Origin of the sequence: Methylobacter sp., from assembly GCF_036845245.1 — a bacterium.
In the GTDB taxonomy this organism is placed as follows: domain Bacteria; phylum Pseudomonadota; class Gammaproteobacteria; order Methylococcales; family Methylomonadaceae; genus Methylobacter_A.
This window is the reverse complement of record NZ_DAIUEH010000002.1, coordinates 62478-79627: the sequence shown is the minus strand read 5'-3', so window position 1 is coordinate 79627 and position 17150 is coordinate 62478. Positions and strand designations below refer to the sequence as shown.

Here is a 17150-nt window from a genome sequence, read left to right as displayed (position 1 = left end):
GTTTATATGGCTAAATATTTACACCCTAATGTACTGGACGGCGGACCGTTGCTGATTAAAACATCGGCTCAGCGCGTGGCCCTGGTAAAAGCATTCGCTGTCGGTAATTCCTACGCGACGGTGACAGGCAATATTGTTGCTGCCGCAGCCACAACGTCAGCCGATTTTACCTTGGCTAACCAGGGCGGCAACGGCCGGAAGATTACCTCGGCGACTAAATCGCCCACGGCGTCGGCGTCAAGTACGTCAGGAGACGATTTGCATTTTGCGCTTCTCGATGACACTAACAACTTAGTGCTTGCCGTTACCGATGAAACCAGTAACCAGGTCATCACCTCGGGCAACACGGTCAATATCCCCGCGCTCACGTTCAATTTCAACCAGCCGGTTTAATCCATGAGCCTGGGAGCGTTATTAGCCTTACGTCAACGCCTGAGTACCCATGCGGCGCTTAATGCGTATTGGCAGGTCCGCTACGGCAAACCGGCCAAACATTTGATCGGCTACAAGAGCGCTCCCAACGCTAATGATTTTCCGTTTGTTTGTTACGTACCGACCAAGGCCAAGCGCAAATTCAATGCGTCCGGCCATATTGCCGCCAGCGTGGTAGTCGGAGTGCATGAGCAAGGCATTACGGACGATGTCTTTGACGGCCTCAGTCGCTTGGACGAGCTGGAAGAATTGATTATGAGCGCCTTAGTACCGTTAAAGCTGGATACCGAATTTACCGTTGCCGCAGACGAAGTTGCGATTTTTTACGACCTCGGCACCCGGCATCCCTTCCACGAAAAAGAAATGCAGTTATCAATCATCAGGAGATGAACATGGATATCGAACCGGAAAGTGAAGTTAATAAACTCAAACGCGTCAAAGTCAAACTGAAAAAGCCGCACACCCACGCAAGTGTCGACTATGACGAAGCGGCCGTTAAGACGGGCGTCGAAATCGAAATCACGGAACAACAAGCCAAGTCTCTGAAAGAGCTGGGCGTTATTTAATACGAACGTCATTTAGGAGTACGTTATGTCAGGTTTTTTAGGCTCAGGCCGCATTTATATCGATCGCAAAGTCGGTGGCGTTTACAGAGGTTTTAAATACATCGGTAATGCCACTAAGTTTGAAATCAAAGAAAATACCGAAAAAAAGGAGCGGGTATCAAAAGACCGGGGCAATTATGGTTCCGCGCTCAATACGGTGTTCATCAAAAAACCTGGTGAGGTCAATATTTCACTGGACGATTTGGATAAAGACAATCTGGCCTTGGTGTTCCTGGGTGATACCTCTAATGTATCAGTGACCGGCGGTACCGTCACCGATGAGGTCGTTATCGCCTATCAAGGCCTCATCATTAAAACAGCCAAACGCAAAATCAGTAATGTGGTGTTGACTCATTCGATCAGTACGCCGACTTACGCGTTAGATACCGATTATGAAATCACCGACCCTGATCTGGGATTAATCAAGATTATCGGCGGCACCATTACTGACGCGCAATCGCTAAAACTCGACTACAGCTACGGCAGCATGACCAGCAGCAAAGTCGCAGGCGGTACTAACTCCAGCATTATCGCCAGGATTTTGTTTGACGGCGTCAACCAGGCCGACCAATCCAAAGCAGTGGTCAATGTGTTCGAGGCGGTGTTATCGCCCACGTCGGGCGTTGATTTTCTTGCCGATGATTTCGCTAAACTGGATCTGGCCGGTATCGCCAATGTGCCGGTAGGAGGCACGGCGGCTTATGAAGTCGAGATGGATGTGGTGTATAGCTAATGCGCAGGCAAAAGCTAATTCCATTGGATGACAATCGGTCGGTAATCGTTAAGGAGCTGCACGTCAGAACTGCCCGCAATATGATGGAGCAAGTCGAGAAGCTGGCGCAGGTTGATATTATCGATCTGTTTACTAAACGCTTCAATGAAGTGCTTGAGCTGTTAGACGATTGTGTACAAATGCCGCCGGGTGAATCGCTGGACGATTTAACCGGTAGCGAATTAATCGAGGTAAAAGAGGCATTGCTGGAGGTCAATGCCGGTTTTTTAGACCTGCTGGGACTGGTGGCGGCTCCAGTCCCTCAAGAAACGTAATAGAAGCGCTCGACAAAGCTTGTATCACCCTGATCGAGCGAGGCCACGCCGGGGTTTTTGACTACGGTTGGCAGTTTTTCATCACCGCGTTGACGTGGGATCGTAAGTAGGGCGCGCTGTTGCCTATCCTACACATATTTGAAAATAAACATGGCATCCACTAGAGATTTAATTGCACGTATTATTCTACGCCTCCAGGATGAGGCGAGCCGCGGCCTGGATGTTGCGCGCGACCGTGTCCGTGGAGTCGGTCAGGAAATCAATCACGTCAAGCAGATGGCAATCGGCCTGTTTAGTATTGCCGCCCTTAAACAAGGGGCTGAAAGCTTGACCGGCTTGTCAGACAAATATGCCGGTTTAACCGGTCGCATTAAGCAGGCCATCGGCCCGACCGGCGATTTAGCCGGAAAACAACAGCAACTGTTTGATATTGCCCAGCGCACCAGCGTGGCGCTTGATGGTACTGTGCAACTGTATGCCAGAGGCGCTCAGGCTCTAAAAAACCTGAATAACGGCCAGGAGATCGCGGCTAAGTTGGCCGAAACCGTTAACCTGTCGTTCAAGGCGCAACAATCCGGCGCGGCTGAAGTTGCCTCGACCATCACCCAGCTTACCCAATCGATATCGACAGACGCTGTAGAGTGGGAGGACTTCGGCCAATTGGCAGACACCAACCTGATGCTGGTCAACGTTGCGGCCAAGAATTTAGGCTACGACGGAATTGGCTCATTAAAACAGGCGATGGCCGACGGTAAAGTCGGCAATGTCGAGCTGGTTAACGCCATTGTGTCCGGTTTCGATGAGATCAAGGCGGCTGCCGACAGTATGCCGAGCACAGTGGCTGCATCCTGGACGAAGCTGGAAAACCGGTTGTTAGTTTTTGTCGGTCAATCGAAGTCAGCCTCTGCAGCCGCTGAACAAATTGCCAACGGTATCGGCTTTATCGCCGACCATCTTGAGCAGTTTATTGAAGTCTCTATCAAAGCCGGTGAAGTGGCGCTGGCAATGTTTGCAGGCAGTAAGCTTAAATCTCTGGTGATATATACTCAGGAGATGATTGCAGCAAGGGCAGCAGCCAGGGCTCTGGCTGTTGAGCAAGCGGCAGCGGGTACCGCGGCAGGCGCGGCGGCCGGACAGATGAGTATCTTTGCAAAAGCTATTACTTTGATTAACAAAGCGGTCGGCGCATTAGTCGCCTGGGAGATCGGTCAGACCGTTGGTAAATGGGCGTTGCAGTTTGAGTGGGTTCAATACGTCGGAGCTAATGTCGCGCAAATGACCGCCAAGTTTGTTGCGTTTGCCGATTTTATGACTCGCCCGCTGTCGTTAGAGAGCTGGAAAGCATTCAGGGATGAACTTGGGAAGATAGACGTACATTTCGATGGCGTTCGGGCGCGCATCGGCGAGGCCGATTCCGTCTATGCGGAGAGCGCACAAAAAGTATCAGCTTCCGAACAGGCTAAAACCCAAGCTATAGAAACCGAAGCGATCAAACAAAAAGAAGCATTCAAAACCGTGCAGGACGCAGTCAAGGCGCTGACCGCCAGTATCGACGCCGACACCAAGGCGCAAACTGCAGCGATTGCGCAAGGGCTGGCTGAACGCCTGGCTGCGATCGACGCGATGAATCGCAGCGAAGCGCAAAAAGACACGTTGCGTGTGGCCGCCAAGCTGGAGGCGTCCGATCTTGAGTTGCAATTACAGCAACAGGCCAGCGTGGCCAAACTGGCATTGATCGATCAAGAGTATCAAGCGGAACTGGCCGGCGCCGCTAAAAATGCTGCCCGTACTGCAGAAATAGAAAACCAAAAAAGACAAGACAAGTTGGCGGTTTATACCGGTCTGGCCGACTATTACCAGGGCGAAGTCGGCCGCTTGTCCCAAGTCTACGCGACGGAATACCAGGCGGCACAACAAGCCAAGCAGCAATTGCAAGCCTTGAACCAAAGTCACGAACAAGCCTTGTTTGAAGTCAAGTTGATGGGCATGACCGAGCGTGAAAAGCTGGATGCTGAGGAGTCTCGTTTTAATGAACTCACGCGAAAAATTGAGGCTGAACAGCGCAAGGGGGATCAGGCCGATCAAGAAAAAATCAAGGGATGGTTGATAGAGGCAAAAGGCTTGCACGATAACATCACCAGCGCAGTCAAGGACTCCGGAGATGCACAGTCAGAAGTCCGCGGACGTATCGACAAGCTATTCAAGATCGAACAGAAAACCTTGGTCGATACGGCCAACGCCCATACACAAAGTGCTGAGCGCGCTAAGCAGGCATGGGCTGAAACTGCCGATATGTTGGAGGCGACGCAAAAAACAATCGCAGGTATTACCGAATCGCTGAACAAGGATTATGCGTTAAAGATCGGCATCGACAGTGCCAGTTTAACGGCCGCTCAATCCGCCATTGCCGCGCTGACTGCACCGGCGGAAAAAGTCATCACGATCCGTACGGTTGAGGCAAATGGCAAGGAGCCGGCAGCACAAGCCACCGACGCAGGCAATGCGCCTGCGGCACAGGCGACCGGCGGCCCGGCAGGCTTACCGACCGGCGAGCCGTGGCGTCTTGCTACCGGCGGAACGGTCGGTGACTTCATGCGCCGATTAGACGGCCATAAGCCGTTGGCCGGACTGCTGCCCGGTTACGGTGGCGGCGACAAGGTTAAGGCGCTCTTGGAGCCCGGCGAATTCGTTGTCCGCAAGGAGGCGGTACAAAAGTTGGGGCTTCCTTTTATGGCATTGGTCAACGCGGGCCGGGTTCCGGTCGGCGATGTGATTCGCCGCGCATTGGGTGGCCCGGTTGATGAGCCTAATTGGGACATGATCAATAGCCAGTTATTCAATATCGTCCAGTCGTCTGCCCGATTAGGCTCGGCTGGTGCGGGCAACATCCAGGCCGTCGCATCGGGCCAGGCCCAGCGCAGTGATAGCATTATCTGGAAGGCCATGACCACACAAATTGAGGATTTGCTAAAGCGTGCCCATGCGCCCTGGCTCAAGGATGAGGCGATTGATGTGTTACGGCTGGCCACCGAGGAGTTTCAGCATAACGGCGCTGAAGCCGATATGGAGGTGATAAAAAATCGCATCAAACAGATGATTGATAAGCGTGTCGCTCAAGTCGTACCATCCTCCGCAAAGCAAATCGCAGCACTGCCGGCCGGGAAAACCTTGGGCGAGGTGTTAAAGTCTCCGTCCGTCGGCGTTACACCGTTTGCCGATATCCGTGCCGCCATGCAACAGCGGGCTAACACGTTTAGTGTACCCATGCCGGTTATACCGGCTCAGCCTGTTGCTTCAGCCAGTCAATCGACAGCATCCGGAAACACGATGCGTGTGCAGTTTGTCTCTCCGGAAAACTCAAAATCAGAGGGCGTGTTTAAGCCATCGGATGCAACGGCATTATTGAGAGTGCTGAAAGATGCGGGAGCCCGGACTGTATGATGCTGGACGCTATAGAGCTGCCCGAAGACCTGATCTGGTCGGATGAATTTGCCTGGAACCCGGTGCAGCGGACCAAGTCTTATACGTTAACCGGGGCTTTGGTTTTGGAAACCGGCGTCAAGCAGGCGGGGCGGCCGATCACCTTGGTAGGCGGAGCCGATGCCGCTTGGATCGACCGTACTACACTCACCGCGCTGCAGACGAAACTGGCTACAGACGAAACGATGACATTGACGCTGAACGATGCGCGCGTATTCAGCGTGGTGTTCGAAAGCGATCAACCGATTGAAGCGACGCCGGTGATTGACTACTCGACGCCTGCCGGCACTGACTGGTATTCCTTAACTCTTAAGCTCATGCAGGTTTAAAAATGGCTGACATTTTCGCGGAAATACACGCGCTAAACGATTTTTATAGCAATTTCAGGTTCGTCACTCGCACTGATCGTCTGCGTCGTGAGCGCGTGCTCGACCTGGACGGTTTAACACATGCTCTAGCTCAATCAGCAGACGCTGTAGGTTCTGTTTATCCTGCATCTCAGGCGGAACCTGCGCCACAGCCTGTTCCCAAAGCCCTACATAATCATCACGCAGACGGGCCAGGTCAATGTTCGGTTGTTCGAATACAGCAAGGGCAAACGCACGTAACGATAGAACTTCGCTCGTGAGTTTTTTCAGGGTGTTGTGTTGGTCTACAACGGCTTGCTCAAGTTGTTGTAAGCGGTCCATAAAGATTTAAGTAAAAGGTTAAAGAATGGCAATCTTATCAGGCGACATTAAGTTATTAAAATCCGACACGATGTCGGACGCGCCGGAAGGCGGCGGCGCGATCACAGGGCAGGTGATTATCGACGGCGAAAGCAATAACATTTTCGACGATATCTCTACCCTGGATCGGGTCTACGGCGCTGTCCACATGCGCAAACTATTCCCTGCCGTGCAAACGCCGAGCGTCGATCGATATTTCGGCTCGCACGTCATTATCAGCAAACTGCCGGGCGACAGTAAAATTGGCGTCAATTTATTCAACACCGGCGACTATTTCGACCGCCGCCCTTCGGCCAAAAGCCGGGTTGAGAATTATCGTGCGCGAGGACCTTTGTATAGCGGTTTTTTGTGGGCTACCCAATACCAGGGTAGCCGGGCCATTGTGATTTTTCAGGGCGAGACTGCGGCAAAGCCGGGCATCGGCGATGTGTTGGATTTGGTGACAGCCACTACATCGCAGGCGGTTAAGATTACAAAAATGACCGATTCAGTACAAACATTCTCCGACGGCACCGGGGCGTTCCAGCGCCGCATCCTCGAAATTGAAATATCCGATGTGCTGGTTACCGACTTCGTCGGCGCACAAATCAGTAAAGCGGACCCCACGTCCCCGGCCGCGGTGATTTACAAGACCGTAGTGGCTAATGCGGCTCGGTATTACAGCGCGAGGCCATTAGCGATACCGGCGGCATCGGGGTCGTTAACGATTAAGACCGATTCGGTCTATTCGCAAGTGGTGCCGTCTTCGCAATCGGAACTGCCGCTAATCGATATTGGCGCCGGAGGTAACGCTATCCCTTTAATTGAGAGCAGTAGTGCCGATGTCACCATTAATGTGGCTAATTCCGGTAGTACGTCTGTTTTGATATTTTCCCGTTATCTCGGTAGCCCTATTACTCCGGGTACGCTCAGAATTGTAATGGTGGCTGTAGGCACCTTAACTGATATTGCCGGATCATTGATGTATAACGGTATTGCGTACGGCACTGTTATTTATGCCACCGGAGAACTTAAATTTAAATTCCCTGCAAACCCGGCACCGAGTTCCGCTTTATCTTGCACGTTCCGCCCGGCTGCTGCCCCTATCCGCGTAGCTGATACGACATCTATCCGCGTCACCGCTGCAAATCGGGGCTACGTGTGGACGATCAACCTCAACCCGGCCCCTAAACCGGGTGCATTGTCAGTCAGTTATCGTGCCTTAAATACCTGGTATGAATTACACGACAACAGCAACGGCGGTTTGATCGCTGAAGAAGTCGGTATCGGCTCGGGTAGCCTTAATTACGTGACCGGCTCAGTCACGTTGACCACTGGGGCGCTGCCGGATGCGGATAGCGATATCATTTTTGCTTGGGGACAAGCGGCCGATTTCTTTAATCGCTCGGCTATTACGCCCGGGAAGGTGAAAGTGACTCATCCTCTTGGCCAGGCCGGTTTCGATGCCTCAACGTTGACAATCGATTGGGATGACGGCGATGCACGGACGGCATCGGTTAATGCGGCCGGTGTAGTTTCCGGAGATGCTACCGGGCAGCTTAATTTAACGACCGGACTGCTTGAATTTAGCCCGGCGGCATTACCCTTGGGCGGGACTGACTTTACCGTTGCTTACAATCACGGCGCTGCAATCAGCAAAACGCTAAGCGAATTTAATGTGTCCGGAAATATGATCACCTTAGATCTGGGCGATACCAATATCATTCCAGGATCATTGAAGATCACCTGGTCGGCGCCTTGGGCCGCCGATCCTCAGTACACCGTGCCGGTGTCATCCGGTACACTTCAACAGCAGGATGCCGACGATGGTGCCGGGGTTTTGCGGGGTGGGCGGTCATCGTCGATCGACTACACAGCCGGTACATTGACTTTTGACCCGACCAGTAGCGTCACCTATAAAGCCGCTAATTGGTTTAGGAGTGGCCATACGCCGGTTGTCGGTAGTATGGCCGAAGGCCTGTATAACACTATTACCGGCTACAGTGATGCCAGCGTACAGACCTCAGTCCCGTCTGCTTTCAGCGTTATCTACAGGACGGCGTCGGCGGGGTCAACGGCTAATGAAACGTTAACATTATCAACTATCAAACTGGATTTAACACCAGGCTATGCCGAAGCCATTGTGGCAGGTTCAGTGCGCTTTGCGTTGGGTCCACGTACGTACGTGGATCGTAACGGTCAGCTCTATTACGATATTGATGCTGTCACCGGCGCGGGCACTTATGCCGGTACGATAGACTACAGCACCGGAGATTGCATTGTGACCGCCTGGGCGCCACTGGCATCGGCCGACATAACCTTGCAATCGTTACTGACTACAATGAATTTCCAGCCGATTGAGTTTGCGATCGGGCGTACACCGGCGGCGCCGGTCAAGGTTGGCGTTTTCCAGATCAGGGCAACGCCTGCAGACGGCGGCGGACAAATATCGGCAACGGCGGCGAGCAATGGCGACATTATTGCCGGCGATATTGATGGATTCATCGAATACGAAACCGGCGTCTGGCGAGTGCGTTTCGGTCAACGGGTGGCGGCGGCGGGCCACGAAGCCGAGCCGTGGTTCGATCCGGACGCAGTTGTCGAAGGCCACATTTTTAAACCCCGTTTTGTCTACGCGGATACCATTTTGTACAGTACTGTGGCTTACACCTATTTGCCGCTTTCTTCGGCGATTCTCGGCCTGGACCCGGTGCGTTTGCCTTCAGACGGACGGGTTCCGGTTTACGCTCCCGGTGACGTTGTGGTCATTCTTAACGATCAAACTACCGTCGGCACGTTTACCAGCGGACAAGCCATCAATCTGGGTGCCGATCGGGTAAGACTCGCTAAGCTCACTGTTAAAGATGCGGCGGGCAACCCTCTTGCGGCCGCTAAATATCTCGCTGATCTGGATACAGGTGCTATCACATTCGGCGATTTGAATGGCGTCTCGCAACCGTTGACTATTGTCGACCGCATTGAAGACATGGCCGTATTAAGCGATGTACAGATTACCGGCACTCTATCGCTATCCAAGCCGATCACTCATAACTTTCCGTTGTCGGGAACTTTGGTATCAAACGCTATTGTGTACGGCACTCTCTATGCACGGACCTCGGTGCCGTTTACCCAGCAAACCTGGACCGGGGTGTGGTCCGATGCGCGGGTCGGCAACAGCATAGCGGCTCAGTACAACAATACGCAGTACCCCATTCTGGTCGATAACGCCTCGGCCATCCAGGAGCGCTGGGTGGTGGTATTTACGTCGGCCTCGGCGTTTACGCTAACCGGCGAGCATATCGGGCAGATTATTTCCGCCGGCTCGATTGCAACTCTCACAGCGCCGATTAATCCCAATACCGGGCAGCCTTACTTCAGTATTCCTGCGGCGGGCTGGGGCACAGGCTGGGCATCCGGCAACGTGATGCGCTTTAACACCTATTCATCCAATGTGCCGACCTGGGTGATCCAGGCTATCGCTCAAGGCGAGGCTACGGACGATGATTATACCTTCGCCCTGGAGTTCAGGGGCGACATCAATGCTTAACAAGAGGAGACCTTTATGAGCGCATTAGCTTTTTCAACAGCATTGAGAAACAGTCGGGCGCAATGCATTGCCGCTGCGCTCGATGCCGGCGCAACCCCCGGAAAAATCCTGCTATACACCGCACCTCGGCCAGCCACCGGCGCCGCTATCACTACGCAAACGCTGATCGGCACCTGTATGCTGTCGGACCCGTGCGGTACAGTGTCAAATGGTGTGCTGGTATTCGATGACATTAACGATGACGACTTGGCCGACGCGACCGGTGTGATTGCCTGGGCGCGAGGCGTGGATGGCGATGACGCATTTGTGTTGGATATGTCCTGCGGCATCGAGGGCAGCGGCGCGGCGTTAATATTTAACACGTTGTCCGCGCAGATGGGTGGGGCTATTCAGATTCTATCGGGGTCTATTACCGAGGGTAATGTGTAATGGTAGGTGATCCGCATTTCAGTAATGTGTCGCTGTTGCTACACATGGATGGCGACAATAACTCAACGGCATTTATTGATAGTTCATCTGCATTAAAAACAGTGACCAGTCATGGCGATGCTAAGATAAGCACGGCGCAGAGCAAATGGGGAGGGGCATCGGCATATTTCGACGGGACTGGTGATTACCTCACCGTCCCTCACTCGACAGGGTTGGACCTAACGACAGGTGATTTCACCATAGACGCGTGGGTTTACTGTACCGCATTAATAGCGTTCACTCAGGAGATTATCGATAAAGACGGCGTTTCAGGGTCTAGCTATCCCTCATACGCTCTTGGTATAACCTCAGGTGGTTATCTGTGGGCGTTTCTGGGTAACGGCGGCGGAGTATCGCCTGCTGGCACAGCGTATACCGGCTCATCCACCGTAACATTGAATGTTTGGCACCACGTAGCACTTGTAAAAACGGGCTCAACCTGCAAGGGGTATTTAGACGGCGTTCAACAATGGTCGAGTACGGCGGCAACAATGTACAACGGTAGTAAGCCGTTGATGATTGCTAGTTATCAGGGGCAGTCATCGGGAACATCGTTTAGAGGTTACGTCGATGACCTGCGTATAACCAAAGGCATCGCACGATACATCACCGACTTTACCCTCCCTGCCGCCGCGTTTCCAGGACAGGCATTACTCTCTATCTCTGGTTTGATCTCTGAGTCTCTAGCCGCCAATATCTTCATAGCCCGTGCTTACGATGTGGAGACAGGGGTATTGGCCGGCAGCAAAGCGTTTACTGATACCAATGATTTTACTATCGATATAACAATAGATGCCAAAGCCTGTAACGTCACAGTAGGCGTTAATTACAACATTTGGGAACCTGAGACCGTCTACGGCCTGGATGACTTAGTATTTCCTACCAATCCGGTTGCCAAGCCCTACTACTACAAGCGCATTGCCTCCGGTACATCGGGTGCAACAGAACCCGTATGGCCGACAACGCCCGGTGGTTTTTGCAATGATGGGGCTGTATCCAATGCTTGGGAGCTGGTGGAAAGGTTGGTGCAACCGGTAACGCACGGCCCTTTAATCCCATCATAAATGACTTATACGCCCACTTCTGATTTCGAGCTGTCAGGCGGCGATTACACGCCGTCTACGGTCTTTGATTTCAGTATTAATCTGGCTGGTAATCTGACTGCTACAACCGACGCAGCTATTGCAGAGTTTATTGGTGTAATTCCTGGTGTCCATTCCGATTTATTAGCCACAACCGATGCGGCTATCGGTTATTTTGTCGCGACCAATGCGCCTCAAGGCGTTCTGTCTGCACAAATTGATGATGCGGTTGCCGCGTTTGCTGGCAGCAACGAATTTAAGCCAAACTTCATTCTTGTAGGCGGCTACACGCCGTCTACGCTCTTTAACTTCAACGGCACTGCTAATTTACAGGGGATTTTATCTGCGGCAGCTGATGAGGCTGTCGCTGTTTTTACTGGCAGCAACCCGGTAATCATCAACCTCGCTACCACAACAAATGCTGTAGCGGCTTTCGTTGCCAAGAACATCAACAACCACGGAGCTTTTTTTGTCACAACCGATGAAGCTAGCGTAAATATTGCCGGTAGCTATGATCCGCACGTAGAGCGGTTAACAGTCTCTACCACTTTCAGTCGGCAGGAAAGTACGGTAGGGGTGCCTTTGTCAATATCGTCGCCACGCGATCAAGCGGCATATTTTCCATCCCAGTGGGCCTTTGTTCAAGAGCAAACGATACCTGCAAACCTTGCCACGTCGATTATTTACGAGCACACCGACCTACTGCCCGTGGTTGTTGCTGGGCAGGTAGATCAAGCGACGCCGCTAGGGACATCCGTATTAGTTCCAACGGAGTCACTAACCCGGCAGGATTACACGCTGACCGGCGACAACGAACAAGCTGTACCTTTATATGTAGATGCTACCGCCGAATTTAATGAGCTGGTATTTACTTACAAGGGTTCCAGTCATCCCGTGCATGATATGGGCATCACTATTCATGACGACCTACACAAGGTTTACGATGAGCCATCGTTAGCGTTCCGCTACACGCCCAGTGTTAATTTTCTATTGCAAAGTAACGAGGACTACAGTCCTGACAACCCGTTTCTTTGGCCGTACATAGTGCCGGAAATCTTTCTGCAGGTATCTCAGCAACGCGGTGTGATACGGTCGGCAGTCAGCGCCCACTTCCAGTATGCCTCACAAATGGGATTGGAAATTCGCTCAAACGTCCAGGACGCCATGCAACCTTGGACAGGCGGCAGCAGCACGTGGGAGCCAGGCGGCGTATTCCCGCCGCCACCGCCTCCGGTTGACCCGCCCGGCCATGTCACAATACATATACCTGCACAGGATGCCTATATCATGCAACATACACTTTCTGTCACTCTACTGGATTCCACCCCGATCTCGATGTCGTCAGTCAGCCTCAGTCTCGATGCTGATTCTTATGCCTGGCAGTTCAACGGTACTTTGCTCGATAAAGCCGATCTGGACAAAGTCCAACAAATCGGCACCGATGAGCCGGTACAGCTGATTATTACGATTAATGGCTACCCTTTTAAAGTCCTGGTGGAGCGTATCCACGAAACGCCGGAGTTCGGGAAAAGCAACATTACATTGTCTGGAAGGGGCTTAACCGCACTGCTTGGCCAGCCGTACGAACAACCCGCCAGCGCCACCCAAAGCAGTGACCTGACCGTCCAGCAACTCGCTGAATTGCAATTACCGACCGACTGGACAATCAACTGGACTGCAGCTACATGGGTAGTGCCCTCCGGTGCGTACAGTTACATACATCAAACCCCTATCCAAGCGTTAGCTGGTTTGGCTGCCGATATTGGTGCTATGGTGGTGCCCAATCCGAATAACCAAGTCATTAATATCATGCCGCGTTATCCTGTGTTGCCCTGGGATTTTGCCCTATTGTCTCCCGATGTGACTATTCCTGATTCAGTGGCAATCGGCTTAGTGCGTAGCAATGTCGCGCCGTATCAAGCCAACGGCGTTTATGTCCACGGCTCAGAGGTGGGCGGTACATTAGCGTGGTGCCGGCTGGATGGGACAGACGGCGCAAGGCTGGCGTCTACTGTAAGTAATGCCTTGATGACTGATGTCGTGGGTTGCCGGGCGCTGGGCGAAAGGATCATTGCCGGGCAGTACGAACAGCCGTCCATCCAGGCAGTCACCTTGCCCTTGGACGGCGAGACAGTGCCTTTATTAAAGGTGGGCCAATTCGTTGAAATCACGGTTGACGGCGTGGGTGTGCGCGGTATCATCAACAGCGTCAGTATTCAGGTCGGCTTAGGCAGCGTAAGACAGACTATCCAAATCGGCGAGGAAACAACAAACACTTGGGCTATGTTCAAAGAGCTGCTACCACGTGATCCTTTACTGGTTGCCACCCTATCAGTCACCGATGGCACCACGTCGCTGATGACATTGCTTGATAATGGCGTGGTACGAGTCAGAGGCACCGGTACCATAGGGGGCAAATATTACATCCGAGGCGGGAAAATAGATGGCGCGGCGCCAAATATGAGTCAAAATGAGGTGATTTTATAGAGGCACTGGATTTGGCTGTAATATTCCGCAAAATTACTTATTCTTAGCCGCAAAGTTAACGATTTACATATAATTAATTTGGGCATATCGCATTACTAAATCATCGACAATTATAGCGCAAAAAACAGCCAAATATCGCGCCGCGCTACAGTTCTCGATAAAAGCTCCGGTGCTCGGCGCGGCAAACGGGAGAAATACGGTCCGTGCGTAACATCAGTCAGTAAGATAAGACACAAAAAACACCACGAAGACGGCAAGAAAATTGACCTTCGTGGTGAAATTTTTTAGCTATTGCATAGGCATCAATGTCCAAACTAAACCCCCAACAACAAGCCGCTGTTAAAGCGATTGATCATCCCTTATTGGTGCTGGCCGGCGCGGGCAGCGGCAAAACGCGGGTGATTACCGAAAAAATCGCTTACCTGGTCAAGCAGGGCCTGCCTGCGCGCCATATCGCGGCGGTAACTTTTACCAATAAAGCCGCGCGCGAAATGAAAAGCCGGGTTTCCAAACTGCTGGATGACAAGCAGCAGCGCGGCCTACGAGTCTCTACCTTTCACTCCCTGGGCCTGGATATATTACGGGCGGAGTCCAAGACGCTGGGCTATAAAGCCGGAATTACCCTGTTTGACGAGCAGGACAAGTACACGCTGCTGCGTAACTTAATTAGCCACGGCGCAAAAGATTGCGACATCGACAACATCGATAGCTATTCCCGGCAAATCGGCCAATGGAAAAATGCTTTTGTCACGCCGGAGCAATCCTTAACTATAGCTAAAGCCAACGAATACCCGGCGGCGCGTCTTTACGTGGATTTTACTCGCAGCCTGAAAGCCTACAACGCGGTCGATTTCGACGACCTGATTTTATTGCCTGTGTTGCTGTTTCAACAGCATCCGGCCATTCTGGAAAAGTGGCAAAACAAAATCCGCTATTTGCTGGTCGACGAATACCAGGATACCAATATCACTCAATACCAGCTGGTGCGCCTGATCGCCGGTAACTTGGGCCGGTTTACCGTGGTCGGCGACGACGACCAATCCATTTATGCCTGGCGCGGCGCGCAGCCGGAAAACCTGGCGCAATTGCAAAAAGACTATGCCCGCCTGCAAGTCATCAAGCTGGAACAGAATTACCGCTCCACCGGACGCATCCTGAAGGTCGCCAACCAGCTGATCGCCAACAATCCCCATGCCTTTGAAAAAAAGCTGTGGAGCGAGCTGGGTTACGGTGATCCACTACGGGTTTTAAGCCATAAAGACGAGCAAATTGAAGCCCAGCAGATCGTGTCCGAGATCATCCATCACAAGTTCAAAACCGGCAGCAATTACCAGGACTATGCGATTTTATACCGCGGCAACCATCAGTCCCGCTTGTTCGAAAAAGGTTTAAGGGAAAACAATATCCCGTATTTCATCAGCGGCAGTACCTCGTTTTTTGCTTATTCGGAAATCAAGGATATCCTCGGTTATCTGCGCTTGTTTGTTAACCAGGACGACGACGCAGCGTTTTTGCGCGTGATCAACACGCCCAAGCGCGAAATCGGCCCAAGCACCTTGGAAAAGCTCGGCGCGTATGCCAATGAACGCCATATCAGCCTGTTTGCGGCCAGCACCGAATTTGGTTTAAGCCAAAAGCTGTCCGAAAAAGCCATGCACCGGCTGACAAAATTCCGCGACTGGACGCTCGATACCGCCGACCGCATCGAGCGGGGCGATACCTTTGCGGTCATCGAACAGTTCATCGACCAGATCGGCTATTCGCAATATTTGCAGGAAGAAAGCAAAACGAAGGAATCCGCCGACCGTAAAATAAAAAACGTCTACGAGCTGGTCGAATGGCTAAAACGCATCGCCGACAAGGAAACCGACGGCCAAAAACCGCTGGCGGAAATCGTCTCCAAAATCATGCTGATGGACATCATGGAACGCAATCAGGAAGACGAGGCCAGCGACCAGGTCAGTTTGATGACCTTGCATGCCGCCAAGGGGCTGGAATTTCCGCATGTGTTTTTGATCGGCATCGAAGAAAACATCCTGCCCCACCAAAACAGCATCGAAACCGACAACATCGAAGAAGAACGCCGCCTGGCTTACGTTGGTATCACCCGCGCCCAGCGCACCTGCACGTTCAGCTACTGCACCCATCGCAAACGTTACGGCGAAATCGCCGAATGCGAGCCCAGCCGGTTTTTAAGCGAATTGCCCGCAGACGACCTGGAATGGGTCAACAAAAAACAGCTGGACCCGGAAGTCGTCAAAGAGCGCGGCAAGGCAAGCTTGGCGCACTTGAAAACAATGTTGTCGTAATTGCTGCGCCGATCGGTTAGAATACACGCTACGCGCCCGTAGCTCAGCTGGATAGAGTACAGCCCTCCGAAGGCTGTGGTCGGACGTTCGAATCGTCTCGGGCGCGCCATTTATGACTCACTTCTACTGTCTTATGTTTGCCTAACTTGAGTTTGGTGACCGGAAGACAGGCTTCACACATTAGCTATTCTTTGTTTTTAAATTTGTCATTTGGAATATGCTCAACCTGTTCTTCAATATTGCATTGAATTACTGTGGCATAAAATGAAATATAAATACCGCTTTTCAAAATATTAAGACCCTCGCAGCCTTAGCCCAATACGCATAATTACCAAACAACGCGACGTAAAATAATTGATTAACACACTGATCAACTACAGTTGATTCAACTTGTCCGCGCATTTGGTTCATGTCTGCCGACCCGAACGGCTTCAATTCTGCTGCGTCGTCAAACTGAAAAAATGTCGTTCAAGACGTTAATGACGTGTGTTGACAGGTCGAAGAATTTCACCGCGAACTCAAACAGCTGATCGGCTCCGAAAAATGCCAATGCCGCAAGGCCCGTTCTCAACGAAATCACATCGCTGGCTGCTAGCCTATACAATGGGCTTATGTTTTTCCACAACCGGCCGATAACGATTTTGCTTTGCAGATTTAGAAAGCAGATTCGTAATCAATACCGATAGGAATAAGCATATGAAAGCTGAAATACAAGACGAGTTTTACTCTGAAATTGAATGCCTTACGAACCTCATTGAAAAAATAGACAGCTCTCAGGACTTCAAAAATCCACGAGAGTTGATTGCTTATACATTGACATCGATCATTGATGCTAATCGTGTTGGCGCTGATTGAAATTGACCAGGCGTTTTAAGACAAGGATAGTTTTGAGCTCCTTCTATGGATGAATGGGCGTATCTAAAAAAATTACTTTGAAACGAAGACGAAGCGGCCATTATTATCCGCGGTAACCGGCGACTTTTGCC

General features: G+C 51.8%; 14 protein-coding genes and 1 tRNA gene. 14 read left to right on the top strand and 1 reads right to left on the bottom strand.

Translation table 11 applies throughout. The features are described from left to right. Positions 1-6: 6 nt before the first annotated feature. The 7 genes from V7051_RS01190 to V7051_RS01160 all read left to right on the top strand — a co-directional run bounded on the left by V7051_RS01190 (position 7) and on the right by V7051_RS01160 (position 5893). Entirely contained in the window at positions 7-393 is a 387-nt protein-coding gene (locus V7051_RS01190; protein ID WP_333873058.1) for a hypothetical protein, read from the top strand. Positions 394-396: 3 nt separating this feature from the next. After that, positions 397-822, top strand: coding sequence for a hypothetical protein (locus V7051_RS01185; RefSeq protein WP_333873057.1), 426 nt, complete (start codon positions 397-399; stop codon positions 820-822). Between the two features lie 2 nt (positions 823-824). Then, a complete protein-coding gene (locus V7051_RS01180; RefSeq protein WP_333873056.1) occupies positions 825-998 on the top strand; it encodes a DUF7210 family protein in 174 nt (57 codons plus the stop codon). A 25-nt stretch (positions 999-1023) separates the two neighbouring features. Next, a complete protein-coding gene (locus V7051_RS01175) occupies positions 1024-1770 on the top strand; it encodes a hypothetical protein (RefSeq protein ID WP_333873055.1) in 747 nt (248 codons plus the stop codon). Further along, on the top strand, positions 1770-2084 hold the full coding sequence (locus tag V7051_RS01170) for a hypothetical protein (RefSeq protein WP_333873054.1): 315 nt from the start codon (positions 1770-1772) through the stop codon (positions 2082-2084). Before V7051_RS01175 ends, V7051_RS01170 begins: the two co-directional genes overlap by 1 nt. A gap of 150 nt (positions 2085-2234) precedes the next feature. Next, positions 2235-5525, top strand: a complete 3291-nt coding sequence (locus V7051_RS01165; RefSeq protein ID WP_333873053.1) for a tape measure protein — start codon at positions 2235-2237, stop codon at positions 5523-5525. Continuing rightward, a complete protein-coding gene (locus tag V7051_RS01160; RefSeq protein WP_333873052.1) occupies positions 5522-5893 on the top strand; it encodes a hypothetical protein in 372 nt (123 codons plus the stop codon). The genes V7051_RS01165 and V7051_RS01160 overlap by 4 nt, the downstream gene beginning before the upstream one ends. 63 nt (positions 5894-5956) lie before the next feature. Here V7051_RS01160 and V7051_RS01155 read toward each other — a convergent pair whose 3' ends face one another. Beyond that, positions 5957-6253 carry a hypothetical protein gene (locus V7051_RS01155; RefSeq protein WP_333873051.1) on the bottom strand — a complete coding sequence of 99 codons (297 nt, stop codon included), beginning with the start codon at positions 6251-6253 and terminating at the stop codon, positions 5957-5959. A gap of 25 nt (positions 6254-6278) precedes the next feature. On the opposite strand from V7051_RS01155, the gene V7051_RS01150 reads away from it, so the two are divergent. The 7 genes from V7051_RS01150 to V7051_RS01120 all read left to right on the top strand — a co-directional run bounded on the left by V7051_RS01150 (position 6279) and on the right by V7051_RS01120 (position 17019). Beyond that, complete coding sequence (locus V7051_RS01150; protein ID WP_333873050.1) at positions 6279-9818, top strand: hypothetical protein; 3540 nt, start codon at positions 6279-6281, stop codon at positions 9816-9818. A 15-nt stretch (positions 9819-9833) separates the two neighbouring features. Further along, positions 9834-10247: a hypothetical protein gene (locus V7051_RS01145; protein ID WP_333873049.1), complete on the top strand. Its 414-nt coding sequence runs from the start codon at positions 9834-9836 to the stop codon at positions 10245-10247. Then, positions 10247-11350 (top strand): LamG domain-containing protein, encoded by a 1104-nt coding sequence (locus V7051_RS01140; RefSeq protein WP_333873048.1) that lies wholly within the window; start codon positions 10247-10249, stop codon positions 11348-11350. The genes V7051_RS01145 and V7051_RS01140 overlap by 1 nt, the downstream gene beginning before the upstream one ends. Further along, positions 11351-13855, top strand: coding sequence for a hypothetical protein (locus V7051_RS01135; RefSeq protein WP_333873047.1), 2505 nt, complete (start codon positions 11351-11353; stop codon positions 13853-13855). It abuts the gene before it with no gap. A gap of 305 nt (positions 13856-14160) precedes the next feature. Beyond that, a complete protein-coding gene (gene rep / locus V7051_RS01130; protein WP_333873046.1) occupies positions 14161-16164 on the top strand; it encodes a DNA helicase Rep in 2004 nt (667 codons plus the stop codon). Positions 16165-16196: 32 nt separating this feature from the next. Then, positions 16197-16273, top strand: a tRNA-Arg gene (locus V7051_RS01125). Positions 16274-16860: 587 nt separating this feature from the next. After that, entirely contained in the window at positions 16861-17019 is a 159-nt protein-coding gene (locus V7051_RS01120) for a hypothetical protein (protein WP_333873045.1), read from the top strand. Positions 17020-17150 lie beyond the last annotated feature (131 nt).